Annotated in this window: 20 protein-coding genes and 1 pseudogene; 11 read left to right on the forward strand and 10 right to left on the reverse strand. The window is 51.7% G+C overall.

Annotated elements, in window-relative coordinates; translation table 11 throughout:
- Positions 1-39: 39 nt before the first annotated feature.
- The 7 genes from MWU63_RS07120 to speB form a co-directional block, all read right to left on the reverse strand.
- Positions 40-825 carry an SDR family NAD(P)-dependent oxidoreductase gene (locus MWU63_RS07120; RefSeq protein WP_213888525.1) on the reverse strand — a complete coding sequence of 262 codons (786 nt, stop codon included), beginning with the start codon at positions 823-825 and terminating at the stop codon, positions 40-42.
- Positions 822-2,270, reverse strand: coding sequence for an AMP-binding protein (locus MWU63_RS07125; protein WP_247077398.1), 1,449 nt, complete (start codon positions 2,268-2,270; stop codon positions 822-824). The genes MWU63_RS07120 and MWU63_RS07125 overlap by 4 nt, the downstream gene beginning before the upstream one ends.
- On the reverse strand, positions 2,270-2,863 hold the full coding sequence (locus MWU63_RS07130) for a thermostable hemolysin (RefSeq protein ID WP_213888523.1): 594 nt from the start codon (positions 2,861-2,863) through the stop codon (positions 2,270-2,272). Before MWU63_RS07130 ends, MWU63_RS07125 begins: the two co-directional genes overlap by 1 nt.
- 194 nt (positions 2,864-3,057) lie before the next feature.
- Positions 3,058-4,422, reverse strand: coding sequence for a HAMP domain-containing sensor histidine kinase (locus MWU63_RS07135; protein ID WP_213888522.1), 1,365 nt, complete (start codon positions 4,420-4,422; stop codon positions 3,058-3,060).
- Positions 4,419-5,096 (reverse strand): response regulator transcription factor, encoded by a 678-nt coding sequence (locus tag MWU63_RS07140; RefSeq protein WP_213888521.1) that lies wholly within the window; start codon positions 5,094-5,096, stop codon positions 4,419-4,421. Before MWU63_RS07140 ends, MWU63_RS07135 begins: the two co-directional genes overlap by 4 nt.
- A 10-nt stretch (positions 5,097-5,106) precedes the next feature.
- Entirely contained in the window at positions 5,107-5,700 is a 594-nt protein-coding gene (locus MWU63_RS07145; protein WP_247077401.1) for a DUF6134 family protein, read from the reverse strand.
- A 354-nt stretch (positions 5,701-6,054) separates the two neighbouring features.
- On the reverse strand, positions 6,055-7,002 hold the full coding sequence (gene speB / locus MWU63_RS07150) for an agmatinase (RefSeq protein ID WP_213888519.1): 948 nt from the start codon (positions 7,000-7,002) through the stop codon (positions 6,055-6,057).
- 293 nt (positions 7,003-7,295) lie between these two features.
- Between speB and MWU63_RS07155 the strand changes: the two genes are divergently transcribed.
- The 10 genes and pseudogenes from MWU63_RS07155 to doeA all read left to right on the forward strand — a co-directional run bounded on the left by MWU63_RS07155 (position 7,296) and on the right by doeA (position 18,615).
- A complete protein-coding gene (locus tag MWU63_RS07155; protein WP_213888518.1) occupies positions 7,296-8,093 on the forward strand; it encodes a YiiX/YebB-like N1pC/P60 family cysteine hydrolase in 798 nt (265 codons plus the stop codon).
- Positions 8,094-8,338: 245 nt separating this feature from the next.
- Positions 8,339-9,463, forward strand: coding sequence for an amidohydrolase (locus MWU63_RS07160; protein WP_213888731.1), 1,125 nt, complete (start codon positions 8,339-8,341; stop codon positions 9,461-9,463).
- Position 9,464: 1 nt separating this feature from the next.
- On the forward strand, positions 9,465-10,658 hold the full coding sequence (locus MWU63_RS07165; RefSeq protein ID WP_213888517.1) for a diaminopropionate ammonia-lyase: 1,194 nt from the start codon (positions 9,465-9,467) through the stop codon (positions 10,656-10,658).
- Positions 10,651-11,823 carry a Xaa-Pro peptidase family protein gene (locus tag MWU63_RS07170; protein ID WP_213888516.1) on the forward strand — a complete coding sequence of 391 codons (1,173 nt, stop codon included), beginning with the start codon at positions 10,651-10,653 and terminating at the stop codon, positions 11,821-11,823. The genes MWU63_RS07165 and MWU63_RS07170 overlap by 8 nt, the downstream gene beginning before the upstream one ends.
- Positions 11,824-11,831: 8 nt before the next feature.
- Positions 11,832-12,575, forward strand: a complete 744-nt coding sequence (locus MWU63_RS07175) for an Asp/Glu racemase (protein ID WP_247077403.1) — start codon at positions 11,832-11,834, stop codon at positions 12,573-12,575.
- Positions 12,576-12,698: 123 nt separating this feature from the next.
- Positions 12,699-13,799, forward strand: coding sequence for an ABC transporter ATP-binding protein (locus MWU63_RS07180; RefSeq protein WP_213888514.1), 1,101 nt, complete (start codon positions 12,699-12,701; stop codon positions 13,797-13,799).
- 112 nt (positions 13,800-13,911) lie between these two features.
- Positions 13,912-15,006: an extracellular solute-binding protein gene (locus MWU63_RS07185; protein WP_213888513.1), complete on the forward strand. Its 1,095-nt coding sequence runs from the start codon at positions 13,912-13,914 to the stop codon at positions 15,004-15,006.
- A 92-nt stretch (positions 15,007-15,098) separates the two neighbouring features.
- Entirely contained in the window at positions 15,099-16,370 is a 1,272-nt protein-coding gene (locus MWU63_RS07190; RefSeq protein ID WP_247077404.1) for an ABC transporter permease, read from the forward strand.
- A gap of 43 nt (positions 16,371-16,413) precedes the next feature.
- Positions 16,414-17,229 (forward strand): annotated as a pseudogene (locus MWU63_RS07195) (ABC transporter permease); the annotation flags it as partial.
- A 204-nt stretch (positions 17,230-17,433) separates the two neighbouring features.
- Positions 17,434-18,615, forward strand: coding sequence for an ectoine hydrolase DoeA (gene doeA / locus MWU63_RS07200; RefSeq protein ID WP_213888510.1), 1,182 nt, complete (start codon positions 17,434-17,436; stop codon positions 18,613-18,615).
- Between the two features lie 132 nt (positions 18,616-18,747).
- Here doeA and MWU63_RS07205 read toward each other — a convergent pair whose 3' ends face one another.
- The 3 genes from MWU63_RS07205 to MWU63_RS07215 all read right to left on the reverse strand — a co-directional run bounded on the left by MWU63_RS07205 (position 18,748) and on the right by MWU63_RS07215 (position 22,167).
- A complete protein-coding gene (locus MWU63_RS07205; protein WP_213888509.1) occupies positions 18,748-19,299 on the reverse strand; it encodes a sugar O-acetyltransferase in 552 nt (183 codons plus the stop codon).
- A 517-nt stretch (positions 19,300-19,816) separates the two neighbouring features.
- Positions 19,817-21,034, reverse strand: coding sequence for an aminopeptidase P family protein (locus tag MWU63_RS07210; protein ID WP_213888508.1), 1,218 nt, complete (start codon positions 21,032-21,034; stop codon positions 19,817-19,819).
- Positions 21,035-21,252: 218 nt separating this feature from the next.
- Positions 21,253-22,167 (reverse strand): LysR family transcriptional regulator, encoded by a 915-nt coding sequence (locus tag MWU63_RS07215; protein WP_213888507.1) that lies wholly within the window; start codon positions 22,165-22,167, stop codon positions 21,253-21,255.
- Positions 22,168-22,358: 191 nt separating this feature from the next.
- On the opposite strand from MWU63_RS07215, the gene MWU63_RS07220 reads away from it, so the two are divergent.
- Positions 22,359-23,411, forward strand: a complete 1,053-nt coding sequence (locus MWU63_RS07220; RefSeq protein ID WP_213888730.1) for a dipeptidase — start codon at positions 22,359-22,361, stop codon at positions 23,409-23,411.
- The last annotated feature ends 37 nt before the right edge of the window (positions 23,412-23,448 follow it).

The following is a 23,448-nucleotide window of genomic DNA, read 5'->3' on the forward strand; positions in this document are numbered from 1 at the left end:
TTCTTGAATCGGAAATCATTGGTCAAAAGTAACGTGCATTCAGGTGGCGGGTTTGAGCGCTGCCAATGTTTTTGGGTCCTGCGCCTGTGCGCAGACAGAATTATCGACAAGCTTGGGAAACAGACGCTGCACTTTGACAAAGAAGCGTTCTTTACCCTTTGGAAAACTCTCGCGTTTGCCTGCAAGGATCGCTTCCCAAGCTTGCGAAGCCACATTTTCAGCACTGTCGAGTGTCATTTGCATGGGTTCAACCAAAGCTGAAAATTCGGTTTCAGCAGCGGTGTGGGTTGCACGGGGTGCGATGTAAGTCACGCCCACCCCGGTTCCGGAAAGCTCTCGGCGGATGGCGTCAGAAAAACCGCGCAGACCAAATTTTGTCGCTGAGTACCCAGCGAAGAACGGGTAAGCGATATCCCCAAACACCGACCCGATATTCACGATCCGGCCTTTAACCATGTCCAATGCGGGCAAAAGGTCACGTGTCAACGCAATGGGTGCCGTCAGATTGGTGCCGATCATTTGGTTGAGGTCTTCATCGCTCAGCAACGCCAGATGGCCAACTTTGAGCGTGCCCGCATTGTTAATCAGAAAATCCAGCTTGTTGCCCACAGCCTCACGAATAGCGGCCCGCCCTTCAGCGGTTGCAACGTCAGCGGTAACGGTTTTAACATTCGTCTCGCCGACCATCGATGCTGTTTCGTCCAGTTTGGAAGCGGTTCGCCCGGCAAGGATCAGATCAAAACCCAGTCTTGCAGCCTCAACGGCAAGTGCGCGTCCAATTCCCGACCCGCCCCCGGTGATCAGGGCTGTTTTCCTTTGTGTCATGATGCAAGGCTTTCAATAGTTTCAAGGTTTGGTAGGGGAAGCGCTGCGCGTGTGTTGATCAGCGTTTTGGCAACAGCGCGATCAGGTGTTCCCACGGGAAATAAAAGGCCGGGTTCCGCGGGATCCACAAAGATCACTTCCGTGGGTTTTGCGTAATCTGGCAGATCAGCCAAAGACCGGGCGATCTTTTCTACAGGTAACGATTGAGCAGTCGCGACGACGAGAACCAAAAACCCGTCGGCATCCCGAAGCCCAAGCGCCGAACTTACAATTCTTGGGTCGGCGTTGATGCGCTGTTCGACCCACTCAGGCGAAATATTGCGCCCCGCACCAGTCACCAGCAACGCATCCTTGCGGCCATCGATTACAAGTCGATTCCCGACGAAATGGCCAAGATCACCCGTTTTCCATCGTGCGGGTGCCGGATCACCATTCAGATACCCGACCATAACGGTTGGGCCTTCAACTGTGATCTCTCCATTCTCGAGCTTTACATCCAGACCATCCAAAACCGGACCAACCGTTCCGACAACGCTTTCACCAGGACGGTTCATTGCGACAACCGCACAACATTCTGACAAGCCATAGCCCTCGTGCAACGGGATGCCGACAGCCCTTGCTGATGTCGCAAGCGAAGGCGCGGTTGAAGCCCCGCCTACAGCGACGAAACGCAAGCTGTCCGGGGCGGTTTCTGATCTCAGTTCCAGATCGGCGACCCATCGGCCAAGAAGGGATGGAGCCAAAAGGCTGGTCGTTGGCAATTCTGTGAAAAACGTATCGGTCAACGGTTTGATCGGAGCACCAAAAAGCGCCTTTGTTGCGTCGAATCTGAAGATCGTTTCGGCGCCTGCGAGGATTGGCAGAAATATCCCGCAAATCTGCTCTAACAACTGGGCAAGAGGCAGGATTGAAAGATGCCGGTCCGTCGCTGTGGCACCACTCATTTTGCTCAGTGCGGCAAGAGACGCATCTAATTGACGGTCACCGATAACCACGCCTTTGGGGCGACCGGATGATCCGGAGGTGTAAATCACACGCTCCACGCCACCCTGATACTCTGGCATTGATGGTCCTTCGTTTCCCGAGAAAGTCGGATCAATGACCTCTATATGCGGCAAGGCCGAAAACAAGGAAGCATCGAGCGCAATAACAGCGCTAATCTGAGCATCCATTAGTATGTGCGCATTTTGTTCGTTGCTAAAGAAAAAGGGCAATGGAACCTGTGTTCGTCCGCTAAGCGTGACGGCAAGGTCTGCAACGACATAGTCAATACCCCCGGCAAGCGCGATGCCAACCGTATTTGGGGCCCCGGCAAGCCGGGATGCAAGGTCCACAACACGGGTGGATAGATCAGCCCAGGTTACGATCTTCGCATCATCCCGAAAGGCGACAATTTCTGGCCGCGTGGCCACATGCCGCGCCAGCGCTTCGAATACTGGTTTCATCAGGAGGCCTCAGAACGCAGATCAGCCGACAGGTGCCGGTGCCGGGGCGACAGGGTTACCGGCAAAGACTGGGCTTCGCTGAACGCGCAAACCCAAGGATCCGTTTCATAATAACTGCCCCAGTTCGCAGGTGAGGGCACACATGCAGGGCTGGCCGGGCACAGGGGAATATATGTCAGACCCGTGCGCTTCAAAAGCCGACGCAGCGGAGCTGTGGCCGTAAACACGCCACAGGTCATGCCGCGTTCGCGACCCCAGGAAATCATGGAATCAAGTACAGGCAACACGGGAAACTGTGTGATGGAAGCAAGCGACACAACTTCCATTATCTCTTCGGCAGGGAGGGAAATTCCGGCGCGGTGCAATAATGCGGTGCTAAAGTCACCATCTAGATAAGTATCAGAGAAAAACCCATCCGTAGCCGTTCGAATACCGGCAGCGCACAGAATTTTACCCTCAGCATTCGTCGCGGTGACAAGCAGCGGCGCAAAGCTGTTTAGCTCTGCCCCATATGCTTCCTGATACACCTTCCGGATATGGTTTTGCGCAGCCATTCTTTCGGCGCACGCACCTTCTAAAAATTCGATCTTCATGTTCTGCCTCATGCCAGCTTATCGCTCGTCTAGACACATGTGCAGACAGCAGGCTTACAGAATTCTTACAGGCAATCAGATTTCTAAAAGATTTTGGATAATGTGCTGAATTTTCTTAAATAATAGCGGTTGAATCTTTTTGATTCCCAAGACCTGGAAAATTCCTGACCTCAGAGCAGTAGATTGGGTTTGCTCTAGGCGTGTTGCGAAAAATCAAAGACAAAATCACTTCCGCCACCTTGTCGGTCCTCAATGCGGACTTTCGCATCATGCGCGTCGGCTACAGATTTTACGATCGCCAATCCGAGTCCAGAACCGACGGGCTTGCACCCAGAAGAGGACCCGCGGTTGAAACGTTCAAACAGATCGGTTTTTAATTTCTCAGGCACACCAGGACCGCGGTCAAGCACGCGCAAGCCTGCAGGTTTTTCCAAAACTTCAATCTCAACTTCGGTGCCTTCGGATGAATAGTGCAGCGCATTTCGAACGAGATTTCCAAGTGCTATCGTCAGTAACCCCGGATTACCCACGACAAAGCTTTGTGACGCTCCGGTAACAGCGAGCGTTCTGCCGGAGCGGATGGTTTCGGAGGCCATATCTGATGCAAGATCAACTGCTAGCTTGCGTAAATCGACCTTGGAATAGGCTGTTTGTGCCGAGGCATCGGCGCGAGACAGGTCGATAAGTTGTTCAAACATTCTGTCGAGCCTGCTGACATCCTGTTTGATGTCGGTCCGAAGCTTTGAATTTTCAATCCTTTCCACACTGGAACGCAAAACCGCCAGTGGCGTCCTTATTTCGTGGGCAACATTGGACGAGAAATCGCGTTGCGAACGGTAACCTTGTTCCAATCTGGCAAAGGCACCGTTTACCGCGTCAATCAATGGGGCGATTTCAGAAGGCAACTTGTCTGTGGACAAACGCCGATCCGGGTCTGTTGGCCCAATGTCTTGCGCCTGCTGCGAGATTTCGTGCAACGACCTAAGGGACTGGCGGGTGGCAAGCAGTGCAGCAGTCAGGATTAAAAATATTCCCAGAAAGACCCAGCCAATTTCTTCCTCGACCTCATGATAGAGTTTCTGTAGTCGTGTTTCTTCAAGGTTGGCTGGGTACGTCGAGACAAGTACATAGAAATCGGTGTCATTAATTCTGGCCTTAAGCCCAACGCCGATCCGGTCGCCTAACAAACGAATTTTCTCAGTTGCACCAAGATCAAGCGCAAGCATTTGCTGCGCTATCTCAGGCGATGTTTCGCCCCCGGCTACCGGGTTGCCTGAGCTTTCAAAAACGGTGTATCGATAGATCCCCTCAACGCCCCGAAACCGAATTGCGTCAGGGTTCAACCCATAGTTTGTTGCATCCGGGTCGATCTGCCCAATAACTTCTTTTGCTTCCAGGCTCAGCGCGGCTTCGAGGTTTTCATCGAGATGCTCGTAAAATTCCCGGATCAGAATAATACAAGCAGCAGCAATACAAAAACAAAGCGCTAAGGTAATATTGAAAACCAAATTTCGCCGAAGGGAATAGCGTTCCCCAAACAACGCGGCGAATGTGTTCATTGACCATCATCTTCCAGCATATACCCAATCCCCCTTAGGGTATGGATGCCGGTTGTAGCCCCAAGATCAATCAATTTCTTTCGCAGTCTGTGCGTTGCAACCTCAATCGCATTGGGTGTTGGCGGTTCATCAAACCCGTAAAGCGCATTTTCAATCGCATCTTTTGATTGGATGCGGCCCTTCTTGCGCATGAATAACTCAAGCAAATCAAGCTCTCGTTTTGAAAATCGGGCTGCATTTCCATCAATCGAAACAGAACGGTCAATCGTGTCAAAGCTAATGTTACCTGATGTCAGCACCAGCCCTAGGACCCCACCGGGGCGGCGCATAACGGCCTTGATCCGGGCGACCAGTTCAGAAACGTCAAACGGTTTGATCAGATAGTCATCCGAGCCGGAATTCAGCCCTTTGATGCGGTCATCAAGCGCATCCCGCGCAGTGCAGATGATGATAGGCGTCTCGCTATTTGCTTGTTTGATTTCACACAACACCGAAAGACCGTCTACATCCGGCAGGCCAAGATCAAGAATAACGGCATCATAGGTGAAGGACCTTGCAGAATGGCGCGCATCTTCACCCGTATGCACAGTATCTACGGTGAAACCGCTTTTCTCAAGACTGGCGCATGTATTTTGCGCCAGCTTTTCATTATCTTCTACATAAAGTAGCCGCATGAAACAGAGCCTATTTTCGAATGTATGTCACCGTGGAGCCATCTTCTGCCTTGAACGCGACGCGCGCAAGGTTGCCGTTCTCATCATACCAAAGATCGCGTTCCAAGCCGCCTGAGATGCGATAGTGATGGGCATTCAGGTTTCCACCGTTGACCGGGACATTTTCACTGCCTAGGTCTGCGACACGAACAGACATAATTGTTCCGTCGATTGTATTCATCAACTGACCGCTGCGCACGATATCGCCATTCCACAGACTTGCGGGCAAAGGCCCTTGGTTTCCGGTGTTCAGTTCGTGCGGTGTACCATCGTCGTTTGTTGTCGAAACAAGTGTCTGCAGTTCGCCGCCTCGCCAGGTTTCAACGCTTGAATGTTCGAACCTGTAGGCTGCGATGCGGATCAATGGCACACGCACTATAACATCGGTTGAAACGGTCACTGAAAATGACCCCGGCGAGCCCGAAAAACGATAGCTGTGATCGCCGATATCCTTACCTTTGCGCACAACATCAAAGTTGAGTTGCCCTGATGCGGGGATAGATGCCGCATTAAGCGGCGCTGCAAAGGCAATTGCCAAGCCAGTAATCAATGTAAGGATACGCATGTTTTCTCCACCAAAACGAGTTTTCTTGAGTCTGGTTGGTGAAATGAAGAGTTTAGCTTACAGAATACTTACGATTGTCAAATTTCCATCATGGATGGCTTTTTCTTGTACTGTCCCGCAGGTGATGGAGAGGGGTTTCAGCAAGAACGCGACTCGGTATTCCGTGTATTGCTGCAACAAACAGAGGTGTTACGGCAAAACGATTGCATTCTGGAACTAAAAGAACCGTTAAGTCTTTTTGATGAGGATTTTTCCATCTGCTGTACCTTTTGTAAGGTTTTCAAAGGGCCGCGATGACAGTAATTTTCTGTATGGATGTGAGATACTAGGGTTAATAGTTTTTAGACGAATCTCTCACGCACGTGGTTTGACCCCCGGCAAGACGCAAAGCATTTCGAACAAGATGTTGGCGGCCAGGTTGGCAGTTGCACCGGTGTGATCGTAAGGCGGCGAAACCTCAACAAGATCGCACCCCACGATATTCAGGCCGACGCAGCCTCGGATCGCTTCAATACCTTGAATTGAAGTCAGGCCGCCTGGTTCCGTTGTGCCGGTACCCGGTGCGAAAGCCGGATCAAAACTATCGATATCAAAAGAGATGTAGACCGGGCTGTCACCCATTTGTTCGCGCACCTCACCCATAAGCGGTGCAAGTGACTTATACCAAATCTCCTCTGCCTGAACGACACGAAAGCCCTGTTTTCGCGGCCAGTCGAAATCATCCGCCTCATAGCCTGTGGCGCGCACCCCAATCTGAACGACGCGATTAAGATCAAGCAAATCATCCTCGACAGCCCGTCGAAACGGAGTGCCATGGGCGATTTTTTCCCCAAACATCAGATCGTTAATATCGGCGTGCGCGTCCACATGGATCAGCCCGACGGGGCCGTGTTTTTTTCGGATTGCCCGTAAAATCGGATAGGTGAGTGTGTGATCGCCCCCGATGCCCAGCGGGATAACGTTATGTTCCAGAATCTCGTCATAAGCTTCTTCTATAATTTTAACGGAGTTTTTCAGATCAAACGTATCAATCGCGATGTCGCCGATGTCTGCTATCTGGAGCGAGTCAAACGGGGAAACCTTGCTCCACATATTATAGGGGCGGATCATTGCAGATTCTGCACGAATTTGCCGAGGTCCAAAGCGGGTGCCGGATCGGTGGGAGGTGCCGATATCCATCGGGATTCCCACAAAACACGCGTCCAATCCCTTTGCAGTCTCCTGAAGCGGAAGCCGCATCATAGTGGGTAGCCCGCCGAAACGTGGCATGTCATTGCCGCCCAGTGGTTGATTGAATGCCATAGAGATTTTCCCCCGGTTTTACTGACCCGTGCAAACTGTCTTGCAGGTCTGTATTTTTGCTTGCCCACACGATAGCTCTTGCTAACGATAACAGCACAAGACTTGCTGTTACCGGGGAAATACGCAACGATTTTGTGGGCCGTTGACCCAAGATTGCCGTTGATGCGTTTGGAAAGTGAAACGCGTCGCAAACTTCAGAGCCTGACACGATTATTCCCGTCTGCGTGAACAATGCCTCGTTTCGCTTATCAGCGGGGTAGCTTTTCACTAAATTAGAATGAGGAGGGCGGAATATGCAAACGAGATTGGGTAAAGCTTACAGCCGTTTTCTAAGCAAGATCGGTGGTCGCCTAGCGGTCAAGCTTCATATGCGCAGCTCTGGCTATCAGCCCTACACGCCGTCAGACTATCAAACGCTCTGCCAAACGCTTCTGCCCGGCGATGTTCTTTTGATTGAGGGCAATGAGCGTATTTCAAATGCAATCAAGTATCTGACGCAGTCAACCTGGTCGCACGCAGCGATTTTTGTGGGCGATGTGTTGCCCGAACTTCAGACGGGCGAAGAACGCCCACGACTGGTAGAGGTCAACCTTGGTGAAGGCTGCGTTGCAGCACCCCTGTCTAAATATGAAACCTACAACACCCGCATTTGCCGAGCAAAGAATTTGACCGACGAAGACCGCGCCATGGTCGTCGATTTCATGGTTGGCAAGCTTGGCCTCCGCTATGACCTGCGTCATATATTTGATCTGCTCCGGTATTTCTTTCCCACACCCCCTGTTCCCGTCCGCTGGCGGCGCAGGATGCTGGCATTCGGTTCGGGGGACCCGACGCGCGCAATTTGCTCGTCCCTGATTGCGCAGGCGTTCCAGTCTGTGCGATACCCGATTTTACCTGATGTGAAAATAAAAGGACCTGAGGGTGATTTTGCCAGACAGGAAATATACCAAATTCGCCATCATTCCCTGTTCACACCTCGCGATTTTGATCTGTCACCCTATTTTGAAGTTGTGAAGCCAACGCTTGTTCAAGGTTTTGACTATAAGAAACTCGTTTGGACCAGCCCGACCGCAGCGTCGTTGGAGAAGTAGTGTTCTAGCTCACCACCTCAGGTTTGGGTGCGGGTCGAACTGGCAGTGCCGCAATTTCTTGGGATTTGCAGTGCTTTGCGAACAGAGCGTTAAAAATTCACTAATGAGCATAAAAGATACTAAATAACGCGAATCAGGGTTTAAACTTGGGTTTTTTCCGCGACTAAAGTTGCTAAGATTTACCTGAAATTAAAGGGCTGCCCATGCAAGATAAGCGTTCAGATGACTCTGCATTGCACGACCTGATGGTCGGGTACCGCCATTTGTTTCATCAAAGACCGGAGCTTGGGTTTGAAGAACATGAGACTGCTGCGAAAGTAGCCGAGGCGCTACGCAGTTTTGGGCTCGAAGTGCACGAGGGCGTTGGTGTTGTCGGCGTTTTGCGCAATGGGAAGGGAAACCGGGCGATCGCGCTACGCGCCGATATGGACGCGCTGCCAATTCATGAAGCGAGCACACACAACCACGTTTCAGAGAAACCCGGGAAAATGCACGCCTGCGGTCACGACGGGCACATGGCAATGTTGCTTGGGGCTGCGAAAAGGCTGGCAGATAACCGCGATTTCGATGGGACCGTTGTGTTTCTCTTCCAGCCGAACGAGGAACATGGGTTAGGTGCCAAGGCAATGCTTGAGGATGGGGTTTTCAATCGGTTTCCCGTCGAAGAGGTCTATGCCATACATAATTTACCCGGTGCGCCCATGGGCGAAATCTCTACTCGCGTCGGGATTATCTGCTCAAGCGAAAGCCTTTTTGAAATTGAAATAGAAGGGCAAGGCGGACACGCCTCCATGCCACAAGTTGGGGTGGATGCAATTCTTGTTGGTGCAGATGTTGTGCAGGCTTTGCAAAGCATCGTTGCGCGTAAATTGCCACCCTCTGCTGGCGCCGTAGTTTCCGTTACTGAATTCATAACCGACGGGCAGCGCAATGTCTTGCCAGGGCGGGCTAAGCTGAAGGGCGATGTGCGTACGCGTGATCCGGAAACGCGTGCTGCGGTAGAGCGTTTTATGCGCCAGATCACAGAGGGGATTGCGGCGGCACACGGGGTTAGGATTACCGTGAATTTTCGGACCGAATTTATTGAGACGATAAATGCTGAGGAGCCTGTAAATGCCGTGCTGAGAGCCGCTGCTGAAGTGACTGACGAAATCATCCCCGACCGCATTCCAATGTCATTTTCCGAAGATTTTGCCCATTTCAGCAACGCCGTTCCCGGCTGTTTTCTGCTTTTGGGGAACGGGCAGGACGGGGCGCATGGCCGCCCTCTGCATTCTTCGGACTATGATTTCAACGATGACGTGTTGCTGACAGGTGCAGGGTTCTGGGCTGCACTTGCCAAACAACGCTTGCCACTTAAGGATACCTGATATGTTCGCTGCATACGATGCTGCCGAGGTGCACCACGTTCCTCACAAACGCCATACTGGCCAAGCTGCAGAAACAGTTCTGAGCCGCGCAGATTTCGCAACAGCAAGGTCTGAAATTACTACGTGGCAGGGGTATGAACCAACACCGCTGTATGAGCTGAAGGCTTTGGCCCGTGAACTCGGGCTCAGCAACATCCTTTACAAAGACGAAGGCCCGCGGTTTGGGCTTGGCAGTTTCAAGGCGCTGGGCGGCGCCTATGCCGCACTTCGTGTTTTGCAAAGAGAAGTCTCCAAATTCGTTGGAGCAGAGGTTACGCTCTCGGACATTCGCAAAGGCAAATATGCTGATGTGGTTTCGAAGATCACCCTTGTCTCTGCGACAGACGGAAATCATGGGCGGTCGCTCGCCTGGGGGTGCCAGCGCTTTGGCGCGCCTTGCCGGATTTACATTCATGCCGAGGTGTCCGAAGGCCGCGCGCAGGCGATGCGCGATCTGGGAGCACAGGTTGTTCGTATTGATGGCGATTATGATGCGTCGGTTGAACTGGCCCGCAGCGAGGCCGAAGCAAATGGGTGGTTCGTTGTGTCGGATACATCTTGGGAAGGATACTCAGACCCGCCGCGCGATGTCATGTCAGGCTATGGTGTAATGGTGCAGGAAATTACTGATGCTCTGGAAACATCACCCAGCCATGTCATCTTGCAAGGTGGTGTTGGCGGTTTGGCCGCTGGTGTTTGTGCGGCCTTTCGACAGCACTGGGGCGAAGACAGCCCCCGCGTTGTGATTGCAGAGCCTGGCTTGGCAGCTTGCCTGTTTGAAAGCGCGAAAATGGGCGAAATGCGGTCGGTTCCGATTAACGAGGAAACAGTTATGGCAGGGCTATCCTGCGGGGAACCTTCTGCAATGGCCTGGGAAATTCTAGATGATGAGGCGTCAGACTTTCTGACGATACCCGACGCGGTTGTCGGCCCAACTGTACGCTTGCTCGCGCGTCCATTGCCGGGTGATCCTGAAATTCAGGCCGGTGAGTCCGCTGTGGCAGGGCTCGCGGCGGTAATAGCGGCGGCACGCCGTGCGGATTTGAGTATGACCTTAAACCTTGATGAAACATCCACTGTTTTGGTTATTGGTTCTGAAGGGATCACTGACCCCGAGATTTATGCGCAAATGATGCAAGAGGACGCTCATGCCTGAAGTTGCTCCTAAACGGGGTTTTGAGATCGCGGAGTATGAAACGCGGCTTTCTGCAGCCCAGTATTTGATGGCACGTCATGGGTTTGATGGGATGCTGCTGCTGAGTGAGCCGGAGATACGTTACTTTTCCGGGTTCCAAACCTTGTTTTGGCAAAGCCCAACCCGCCCTTGGTTCTTGTTTCTGCCTGCGGAGGGGAAACCTATAGCAGTCATTCCTGAAATTGGCGCTGCTTTGATGCGTCGAACATGGGTTGACGATATCCGGTCGTGGAGCGCGCCAGCGCCGTCGGATGATGGCATTTCATTACTCATAGATCTTTTGACGCCATATTCAAAGCGCGGCGCGACGATTGGCATTCTAAAAGGGCATGAAACCGGGCTTCGGATGCCCCTTGGCGACTATGAACGCCTGATTTCTGGTTTACCCGGTCTCAAGATCGGGGACGCTACTGATATTATCCGTTCTCTCAGAATGGTGAAATCTGAAGCCGAGATTGAAAAAATCGCCCATATCTGCAGGGTTGCATCCCGTACTTTCGATAAGGCAGGCAAGCTCTTTTTTGAGGGCCAGCCCCTGTCTGAAGTATTCCGCGCCTTTCGCATGGCCTGTCTGTCAGAAGGTGCTGATGATGTTCCATATCTGGTTGGTGGTGCCGATCAGGGCGGGTATAATGATGTCATTTCACCGCCAACCGACCGTCCGCTTCAGAGAGGTGATATTCTGATGCTCGATACCGGGTCGGTTTTTGACGGCTACTTTTGTGATTTTGACCGCAATTTCGCGATTGGCAAAGCAGATGAACTTTCGCAGAAGGCTTATGAGGTGCTTTATCACGCAACAGAGGCAGGGCTGGACGCGGCGCGACCGGGTGTTACGTGCCGCGAGTTGTTTTCGGCCATGCAGGATGTGATCAGCACCTTTGACAAAGAGAGCGGGGATGTCGGGCGTCTGGGGCACGGGCTTGGGATGCAATTGACCGAATGGCCATCGCACGCAGCTTTTGACGAGACCGTGCTAAAGGAAGATATGGTCATCACGTTAGAACCGTCGTTAAGCTATGGTTCGGGCCGTATCATGGTACATGAGGAGAATATCGTGATCAGAGATGGCACACCTCGGCTGCTTTCAAAACGGGCCGTACCCGAGTTGCCGGTGATCGGATAGGAATGAAAATGCGGTTGCCATTTGAAACAGATGAGGGGATCGGGACGCGGGCGACACTGGGCCTAATCGTTTTACAGACCGATGAAACCATCGAAACCGAATTCGCGCGATTGATGGATATCGACGGTCTTGCACTGTACCATAGTCGCATTCCGATGCAGCCTGAAGTTACATCTGAAACGTTGAAGTCGATGCAGGCTGATTTACCAGCGTCGGCGGCGTTGCTTCCGTCATCTGCTGACTTTGATGTGATAGGGTACGGCTGTACCTCTGCTTCAACAGTGATCGGGCCAAAAGGTGTCGCAGAAGCGATTCAAAGCGTTCATCCAAACGCTAAAGTGGCTGACCCGATCAGCAGTATTATCGCCGCATGTGACGCTTTTGATGCCAAAACCATCGCATTTGTGACACCTTACGTTGCTGAAGTCTCGGCTAGGATGCGTGAGATGATTGAAAACTCCGGACGAAAAATTGTGGCATTCGGGTCATTTGAAGAAGGTGACGACAGGATCGTTGCGCGCATAAAATCAAATGATATTCTGTCAGCAATAGAACGAGTCGCAGCGCAGGCCGAATGCGATGCGATCGTCGTTTCCTGTACTAATCTCAGAACTGCGGGCATAGTAGACGTTGCCGAGCAGCGAATCGGAAAACCCGTTATTTCCAGCAACCTAGCGCTCGCTTGGAATATGCTGCGACTTGCTGGCATTCGCGCAAAAGAAACCGGCAAAGGGATGTTGTTTCAACTTTAACGTGTGAATTTGTGCAATTGTGTGTGCGTTTTAAGAAATGCAGCGTTGTAATGAATTTTACGATATGCTTGCATGCAGACAAAGGATCAGCGTGAAGCTGACCAGAAAAAATAGGGGGATGCCTTGACAGATAGTGCCAAGGATGACGGCTTTGTCGTCTTCGACCACGTTCAGAAAAGTTACGATGGCGAAATACTCGTCGTAAAAGATCTTAATCTATCAATCGGCAGGGGCGAGTTTTTGACGATGCTCGGGCCATCAGGCTCTGGCAAAACGACTTGTCTGATGATGCTGGCCGGGTTTGAGACCGCAACACATGGTGATATCCGCCTTGGCGGCAAGCCAATCAACAACATCCCACCTCACAAACGTGGGATTGGCATGGTGTTTCAGAATTACGCCTTGTTTCCGCATATGACGATTGCAGAAAACCTTTCGTTTCCGCTGGAAGTCAGGAAAATAGGTAAATCTGACCGCGAGGCTAAGGTTAAGCGCGCGTTAGATATGGTGGAAATGGGCGATTTCGGCGGACGTCGCCCGGCGCAATTGTCTGGTGGCCAGCAACAGCGTGTTGCATTGGCCCGTGCCCTGGTTTTTGAACCCGAACTGGTTTTGATGGACGAACCGCTGGGGGCGCTGGACAAACAGCTTCGCGAAAAAATGCAGTTTGAGATCACCCATCTGGCGCATAGTTTGGGGATCACTGTGGTCTACGTGACCCATGACCAGACAGAGGCATTGACGATGTCTGACCGCGTCGCGGTCTTCGACGACGGACGTATTCAGCAAATCGCGCCGCCCGATCAGTTGTACGAAGCGCCAGAGAATAGTTTTGTTGCGCAATTCATCGGTGAAAACAACACGATGGAAGGCACTATTGAGGAAATCAAGAACGGCGTTGCTTTGGTCAAACTGGACAGCGGCGGTATGATTGACGCGAAACCAATCAATGTCTCCAAAGCGGGCGAGCGTACGCGTGTTTCGATCCGCCCAGAGCGTGTTGAATATAACCGAGACCGGCTAAGCCCCGACGCACACACGTTGAAAGCTGAAGTGCTGGAATTTATCTACATGGGTGATATTTTCCGGACGCGTCTGCGGGTAGGCGGAAATGACGAATTCATAGTCAAAACCAGAAATGCACCGGATCAACGGCGCCTGACCCCAGGTGAAACGATTGAAATTGGTTGGATGCCTGATGATTGCCGCGCGCTTGACGCTTAAAGCGCGCGATTTACCATGTGCCGTGTGAAAACACGGCATCACAATTGGTCTGCCACCTTGCCCGGGGTGCTGAACCGCAAGATATTAACGGGATTTTTAAGGGAGAACCTAAATGAAAGTAACCCAAACACTAATGACGGCAAGCGTTGTTGCGCTGGTTGCAGGGGGAGCTCTGGCCGAGGATATGACGATCGTATCCTGGGGCGGCGCATACTCCTCTTCACAGCAAAACGCGTATCACGACCCCTACATGGCTGCTAATCCAGATGTGAACATCATCAATGATGAAAGCTCTGCGGAAGCTGTGGCTAAACTTCGTGCGATGAACGAAGCCGGAAACGTGACATGGGACGTTGTTGACGTTGTTGCAGCAGACGCAATGCGCCTGTGTGACGAAGGTCTGGCAATGGAAATCGACGCGGACACACAGCTCGCTCCTGCACCTGATGGAACCCTTGCCAGCGAAGACTTTGGTGAACTGCTTGTTTCAGAGTGCTTTATTCCACAGATCGTTTACTCGACCACGTTTGGCTATCGCACCGATATGGTTGGCGACACTCCTCCAACCAGCGTTTGCGCAATTTTCGACACAGACGCCTATCCAGGCCGTCGGTCACTTGAAAAGCGCCCGATCAACAACATGGAATGGGCACTGCTTTGTGATGGCGTAGCGAAAGCAGACGTGTATGACGTTCTGGAAACAGAAGAAGGTCAGGCACAGGCATTCGCAAAACTGGACACCATCAAAGAAGATGTGATCTGGTGGTCTGCTGGTGCTGACACGCCTCAGCTGTTGGCAGATGGCGAAGTTGTTATGGGGTCTACCTATAACGGTCGTCTTTTTGCACTGATCGAAGAGCAAAAGCAGCCTGTAGGAATGCTTTGGGACGCTCAGGTGTTTGACCTTGATGGTTGGATCATTCCAGCTGGTCTGAGCGATGAGCGTAAAGCACGCGCACTTGACTACATCTATTTTGCAACTGACACACAGCGTCTTGCTGATCAGGCAAAGTACATCTCTTACGGTCCAGCACGTGCGTCTTCCGCACCTCTGGTTGGTATGCATGCAGAACTGGGCATCGACATGGCACCACATATGCCAACCGATCCTGAAAATGCGAAAAACACCTTCCTCTATAACTACGAATGGTGGGCAGACTACCGTGACGATCTGGATGCAAAATTCCAAGCATGGCTGTCTCAATAATTTGAGTGAAATTAGGAGGGCGCCCTTTCCGGGCGCCTTCCGAACAATTCGTTTTTACCTTTAAGACGACAAAAAAAACACGAGGGGATGATATGAGCGACGCAACCGATACCGGTCCGGTCCTGGCCGCCGACGGCACACCGCTAAAACGCAGTCTGAATCGTGCTCTGAGACGCGAAAAATTGCGCGCGTTGATGTTGATTGCACCTCTGCTTCTCTTTGTCCTTGTGACGTTTATCGCACCGATTGCGGATATGTTGTTCCGTTCTGTCGAGAATAATATTGTCGAGGATACGCTTCCCCGCACTGTAGTCGCGCTTGAAAGCTGGGACCGAATGACTGGTGAGCCACCAGATGAGGCGGTTTTTGCCGCCTTGGCAGAGGATCTGGTGATTGCGGTCGAGACAAAGACCCACACCCGGCTTGGCTCGCGCCTAAACTATGAAATGACTGGTATATCGTCGCTGTTTCGGAAATCGGGCAGAAGTGTCAAGCGCTGGGACCTTGCAACGGATGGGCCATTTCGCGAGAAATTCATTGAACTCGACGAAGATTGGGCTGATGTCGGAATGTGGGCGATGATCCAGATATATTCGTCTCGCTACACGAGTGGCTACTTCCTGAATTCGGTCGATTTGCAGCTTAGCCCCGACGGCATAGCTGCGCGCGAAGAAGATCAGCGGATTTATATCACACTGTTTAAACGAACAATTTTCATGTCTTTGACGATCATGTTTAGCTGCGTTCTGCTGGGCTATCCAATCGCTTGGCTGCTGGCAAACCTGTCTGCGAAAGCGTCGAACATGTTGCTTATTCTGGTGTTGTTGCCCTTCTGGACATCGCTGCTTGTGCGAACGTCCGCCTGGAAGGTGCTGCTTCAACAACAGGGGGTGATAAATGATGTCCTGGTCTGGGTCGGTCTTGTGGATGATGGAAACAGGCTGATCATGATCAACAACCAGTTTGGTACGATTGTTGCGATGACGCATATTCTATTGCCGTTCATGATCTTGCCGCTTTATTCGGTGATGCAAACTATTCCTCCGACTTACCTTCGCGCCGCAAAATCGCTGGGCGCGACAAACTGGACAGCGTTCTGGCGAGTTTACTTTCCGCAGTCCATACCGGGGATTGGAGCTGGATGTATCCTCGTCTTCATTCTTTCCATTGGTTACTACATCACGCCTGAACTGGTGGGTGGAACCAAAGGTGTCTTTATCTCGAACCGGATCGCTTACCACATCTCAAGCTCACTTAACTGGGGTCTTGGGGCTGCCTTGGGTACTATCCTGCTGGCGGCGGTTCTCCTTCTTTACTGGGCCTACGATAAGATCGTTGGCATCGACAACGTGAAACTGGGGTGACAAAATGAGCGCTTTACCACCATATGCAACGACGCCCCAGCGGGTCTGGTACTACAGCTTTCGGGTGATTTGCGGGTTGATCTTTTTCTTCCTGATCGCACCGATTGTCGTCATTATCCCGCTAAGCTTTAACGCAGAGGATTTCTTTACCTTTACACCTGAAATGCTGGCGTTTGATCCTGAAGGTTATTCGCTGAAACACTACCAAGATTTCTTCAGCAATTCGGATTGGCAAAATGCGCTTTACAATTCAGTGCGCATTGCTCCGCTGGCAACACTTCTGTCGGTCAGTTTCGGAACATTAGCTGCAATCGGCCTTAGCCAGGACCACGTGCCTTTCCGGCGTGCGATCATGGCGATCCTGATCTCTCCGATGATTGTTCCACTGATCATTTCAGCCGCCGGGATGTATTTCTTTTATTCTCGGATCGGTTTGCAGGGAACTTACATCGGTGTTGTTCTGGCGCATGCTGCTCTTGGCATACCTTTTGTGATCATTACTGTCACGGCAACGCTCGTTGGTTTTGACAGAAGTCTCACACGTGCAGCGGCGAATATGGGTGCGAACCCGGTAACGACCTTTTTCAAGGTTCAGATGCCGCTGATCCTGCCGGGTGTTATTTCTGGTGGACTATTCGCGTTCATCACCTCTTTTGACGAGGTTGTGGTTGTGTTGTTCGTTGGCTCATCTGGCCAGAAAACACTACCCTGGCAGATGTTCACCGGCCTTCGCGAGCAAATCAGCCCGACCATTCTAGCAGTTGCGACGATCCTCGTGGGGATTTCGATCCTGTTGCTTGCAACTGTGGAATTACTTCGCCGCCGGTCCGAGCGCCTGCGGGGTATGTCGCCAACCTAATTGGCTACAAGTACCAAAAAAAAGGCCGGGCAATTGCCCGGCCTTTTTTTTGTTCCTGCATTGTGCATATGCCTTAGCAAGCGTCGGGGCAGTAGCCCGACAGAAAACGGCAAAAAAACCCAGCATTAGGAAGTCGCTTTTGTGCGTTTATAAATTGAATGTGCTGCTAAAGTTTTCCAAGTTAGTCACCGAAGGGTTCAAGGGATGTCATCAGCAAATCTGAATTTTAACCACGAAGAATACAGCGCACGTATTGGCAAGACACGCGCCGCCATGCAAGCGAGGGGCGTTGATGTTCTCATTGTTTCAGACCCTTCGAATATGCACTGGCTGACGGGATATGACGGCTGGTCGTTTTATGTGCACCAAGCGGTTGTTCTGGGCATGGAAGGTGAACCTGTGTGGTGGGGTCGTGCGATGGATGGCCTGGGTGCAAAACTTACCGCATTCATGCAGCACGACAACATTGTCGGCTATGATGATACCTACGTCCAGAACCCTGAAAAACACCCGATGGAAACACTTGCTGCATTGCTGTCAGAGCGCGGTTGGGCGCAGGGAAACATTGGTGTTGAACTCGACAATTACTACTACTCCGCCGCCGCGCACGCGTCGCTTGTCGGGGCGTTGAGCACGGCCGGTTTCAAGGACATGACTGGCCTCGTGAACTGGCAACGCGGCATTAAATCTGAGACTGAAATTTCTTACATGCGCCGTGCCGCGAAGATCGTAGAGGCGATGCATGCAAAAATTATCGAAATCGCAGAACCCGGCATGCGCAAGAATGATCTGGTGGCCGAGATTTACAGGACAGCAGTTCGCGGGGCTGACGGGCATTGGGGAGACTATCCGGCAATTGTGCCTATGGCCCCATCGGGAATGGATGCAACAGCCCCGCATCTGACGTGGGATGATAAACCTCTTAAGGCGGGGGAAAGCACTTTTTTTGAATTGGCAGGTGTTCACAGACGCTACCACGCAACGCAATCGCGCACCCTGTTTTTTGGGGCGCCGCCAAAGAAATATCTTGATTCGGAAAAGGCGGTTCTGGAAGCGGTTGAAGTGGGTCTTGAACAAGCCAAACCCGGAAACTTTGCCGAAGATATCGCGAATGCGTTCAATGCGAAACTGAACCAGCTTGGCTTTGAAAAGGACAGTCGGTGTGGCTATGCGATTGGTCTGTCCTACCCGCCGGACTGGGGTGAAAGAACGGTATCTTTTCGCCGCGGAGACCGTACAGAACTCAAACCCGGAATGACTTTTCACTTTATGCCAGCACTATGGCTTGATGATGGTGGGGTGGAGATAACAGAGCCTATCCTGATCACCGATACAGGGGTGGAATGCCTGTGCGCAACTCCCCGGAAGTTGTTTGTGAAGGATTAAGAGCAGGACCTATAAACTAAGAAAAGCGAAGGGCTGCTATGCGGGACAAAGCGACAATTTTCTGCAAGTGTGTGGATGATCGTTGCGGGCCCATACTGACGCAAAGAGTGAAAAGAGCACCAGCAGAAAGAGTCACCCTGTGCTGCCAATTGGCCGTGCAGGGTTGCCCACTACTACTTGGCCAGGATCGACGTCCTTTGTGACAACGCTACCCGCACCTATGACTGCCCCTTCACCGATTGTAACACCCGCCAGAATGATAGCACCACCACCGACCCAAACCCGTTTGCCGATGTGAACAGGGTGGGCGATCTCTAGTCCTTCAAGGCATCGCTTGATCGGATCCTTATGGTGTTCGGCGCAATAGATTTGTACATTGGGCCCGAGTTGGCACTGATCGCTGATGGTCACTGTGGCACAATCCAGAATGGTGCAGCCCGCATTTAAGAAAACCTTGTCCCCGAGTTCAATGTTGATGCCATAGGCGCAGTGAAACGGTGCTTCGATGATGGCGTTCTTAGCCTTAATGAGTCGGGCAAGTTTCGGTCCGATTGCCCCCCGGTCTTCTAAAGGCAGAGTATTGTGCTGATGCACCGCTGACCGCGCCTTGACCCGAAGCGCCTCTAGCTCGTCATCAAGACAGGTGTACCATTTGCCCGCCGCCATTTTCTGTCGCTCTGTCATTATATCCCAATCCTAATAAAAATGAATCCAAGAACTGCGCTAGCAATGCTGATGAACATCAGTGTTTCGTAACGTAGGCCAAGAACTTTAGCTTCCCTGTTGCCAAAAATAAATGAAAGCCAGTGTGCCGAGAATATCAGCGAGATCAAAATTTGAAGTAAGCCGATCATGGATACCCTGCCTATAGATAACTGAAGTTTTTCAAGCGAATCTACGAGTTCAAATGGAACAAGAAACGGTGGTTTTTGTCGCGAACAATCTAAAGCTGAAAGATCAAGCGCTTCGCTATTACGAAAACTCGCGACAAAACGGGTGGTGTTTTGAAAGGTTTTAGGGCGGCATTTTGAAAGCAGACGTTAGCTACGCTTTAACTAATTAGAAAGTATGGGATCGTAACTGTCATCTGGCTCCTTCAATCAGTTCATAAATTCTGACCCTGAGCTAGTTCAGCCCTCTAGTGGCGTTATGTTTCCATCTTTGGAAAGTTGCGCGCGAGTGAACCCGCGCGCCTATTTTCTCAGATTATGTTGGCTTCGGGCCCGTAAGCGAAACCTGTAATGTTTTCTGCACCATCGTCGCCAACAATCAGAATGTCGTGCTCGCGGTAACCACCGGCGCCGGCAGTTCCTTCGGGAACCCAAAGCATTGGCTCCATTGAAACAACCATTCCGGGTTCCAGAACCGTATCAATGTCTTCACGCAGCTCAAGCCCGGCCTCGCGGCCATAGTAGTGCGAAAGAACACCAAACGAATGACCATAGCCAAATGATCTGTACTGAAGAAGGTTTTCGTCAGCCAGAAAACGGTTCAGCTCATCACAGATTGCAGAGCATGTAACACCCGGGCGGATAAGCGACAAGCCCAGTTCATGTGTTGCGACGTTGGCTTTCCACAGGCGCAGGCTTTCTGCATCAGGCTCGCCCAGAAACAGGGTGCGTTCCAGCGCGGTGTAATAGCCAGAGATCATCGGAAAGGTGTTGAGGCTCAGGATGTCGCCTTGTTCCAGCGCGCGGGTGGTCACGGGGTTATGCGCGCCGTCTGTGTTTAAACCAGACTGAAACCAAACCCAGTTATCGCGGATTTCACTGTTAGGGTGCGAACGGGCAATTTCCAGCTCCATCGCGTTGCGCCCTGCCATGGCGATATCGATCTCGCGTGCGCCTTCGCGGATTGCGGCACGGATTGCGTCACCGCCAATGTCTGCTACACGCGCACCTTCGCGGATCAGGACAATCTCTTCAGCCGATTTATGCATACGCGCTGCCATTGTGTCGCCAGCAATGTCGACAAGTTCTGTGTTGCCCAAAAACTCTTTCAGCGTTGCACGACTTGTCAGTGTCATATGGTCGTTTTCAACGCCGATACGGCCAGCAGACCCGACGAGCGATGCAACCGCACGCCAGTAATTATTGCGCTTCCAGTCGGTGTAAATCACGTTTTCACCGAAACAACGCCGCCAGGGTTGGCCCGCGTCGATATTGGCCGAAACGGTTGTGATTGCGTCCTGCGTGACAACGCAGGCATAGGGCCGGCCAAAGCTACAATACAGAAAGCCAGTGTAGTAAGCGATGTTGTGCATTGAGGTAAGCAGAACGGCAGGCACATCTTTTGCGGCCATGATTTTGCGCAGGCCGGCAACGCGGCGTTCATATTCAGCGTTCGAAAACGGCAGCGGGGCTTTGTCACCGTTGTGACACGTGAACATTTCAGGTCTTGAGTTAATATCCATCGTCATTTCCTATCCAAAAGCCGGACGGAAATTCACGCCCAGCAAACACACCCCGGCGTGCAGGATGGTTGGTACATCAGTGCGATGACCACGGTGTGAATAGGATTGGATGCAACGACGCCATCGTTGCCCACACCGCACTGTCGGATTATATTTGAGCAGCTAGTCTGTCAAATAAAATGATGCTGTTGATTGAGATTTACAGCATCAAAAGTGTTGTCACCTCAATCTGCTGTCAGTGCCGTATCAAAACTGTCGCCTGGCGTCGTTAAACGCACGTGCCGCATGAATGCCCTCGCGACGCGGGAAAGCGGCCGATGGTCAGAGACGGCAAAATAAGTGCGATATTGCAAAGGGGGCTCAAACAGGCGCACTGCCAGGTCTTGCTCATTTGCTTGAATGGCGGGAAACGGGCTGACGACGGCCAACCCCAGCCCGGCACGCACCATTTCGATTGCGGCAACTGTTGTACCAGTTTCAGCAACAACATGAGCCTTGGCGCCAACTTCGGCGATGGCGCGCTCAAGCTGCGCGCGTCGTGCATGACGCGAGGACAGGGCGACAATATCCTGACCATCAAGGTCCTCGGGACGAATGATTTTCTTTTTTGCAAGCGGGTGATCTGGCTTCATGACGCAAACGGTTTGGGAGTTGCGAAAGGGGATAAGGTTCAACCCGGTTCGCGTAAGCTCGACACCTGTGATGCCAAGGTCGAACCGATTGTCCAGAATACCTGTGACCACTTCATCAGATGTTCCAATTTCAAAGCTGATAAAGATATTGGGGTTAGCTTTCAGAAAGCTGGCGACACGTGTCACCAGAAACCGGTGTGCATAGGTCGGGGGCGCGATAAGCTTCAGCGTTTCCTGTCTTTGGTCATTCTCTCCGTCAATCTGGTCCAGCGCGACAAACAGATCGTCAAGCCGCGCATTTAGCTGGATCGCTTCGTCCGTGGGGCGCAACCGGCCGGATTCTCGCTGAAACAGTGTTTTACCTAACCTTGTTTCAAGACTGGAAATCGACCGGCTGATTGCCGATTGCGTAAGGCCAAGCCGCCTGGCAGCAGAGGTTGTTGAACCACCAGAGATAGTTGCACGCAGAGCCTGATATTCTCTTACGCTGTGCCAGTTTTTCCGCATTTTCCACGCTCCAAAAGCAGTTGGTTTTTAGTCATTGCTCTATGAGTAATACTCATAACTTTGAGACTATTGAATGAAAATCTATCTGTTACACTCATTCTTGTTGAAGTGACGCTTGGGCTGCTGAACGATTCCACATCACATCATTAAAACTGGCTGGCTAAACAACATTGGACGCTGCAATGACTGATATGACCCACCCTCTGGTCTTTGACGGGCACAACGACGTTCTGCTGAAAATCTTCAGGGCAGGGGGTATATCTGCAGTCGATGGCTTTGTTTCGGGGCGTGACGGCGACATTGATTTACCCCGCGCGAAAACGGCTGGTTTTGGCGGCGGTTTCTTTGCCATTTATGTACCGTCTCCGATCGACATGGAATTCAAATACGCGCAGATGACCAAGCCGACCTATGATTTACCGCTGCCTGATCAGATAGGTCGCGCAGAGGCATTGCCGGTTGTTCTGGAACAAGCTGCAATCTTGCTTCGGCTGCAAGAGATAGGCGCACTGACCATATGCAAAACGGCTGCGGAAATTCGAACCTGTCTTCAATCAGGTCAGCTTGCCGCGATCATGCATATCGAGGGTGCGGAAGCGATTGACGCAAATCTTCATGCGCTTGATGTGCTTTATCGGGCTGGGCTCCGTTCCATTGGGCCGGTATGGAGCCGCCCAACAATATTCGGCGAAGGTGTTCCTTTCCGGTTTCCGAGCGACGGCGATATTGGTGGTGGTTTGACCGAACATGGACTGAATTTGGTTGAGCGCTGCAACGAGCTCGGGATCATGATTGATCTTTCGCATCTGAACGAAGCTGGTTTCTGGGACGTTGCCAAGCACAGCAACGCGCCTTTGGTTGCGACCCATTCTAATTGTAACGCGATCAGCCCGCATTCGCGAAACCTGACGAATAAACAATTGGCTGCAATCAAGCAAAGTAATGGTATGGTTGGGCTTAATTTTGCTGTAGCTTTTCTGCGAGAGGACGGCCAGATGCTGCCCGAAGTACCATTGGAAACGATGCTGCGCCACCTTGATCACCTGATTGAAAGCCTTGGTGAGGACCATGTTGGTCTTGGGTCTGATTTTGACGGGGCGGTTGTTCCCGAACAGATCGGCGACATTGCCGGTCTGCCTAAATTGCGAGTAGCAATGGTAAAACACGGCTATAACGAAGCCTTAATAAAAAAACTTTGCCACGAAAACTGGTTGCGTGTTCTGGAAAGAATCTGGGGCGCGTAATAAACCACTCTTCTTTTAACAACAGGAAGGACAAGAA

Source organism: Pseudohalocynthiibacter sp. F2068 (genome assembly GCF_023015645.1).
In the GTDB taxonomy this organism is placed as follows: Bacteria; Pseudomonadota; Alphaproteobacteria; order Rhodobacterales; family Rhodobacteraceae; genus Pseudohalocynthiibacter; species Pseudohalocynthiibacter aestuariivivens.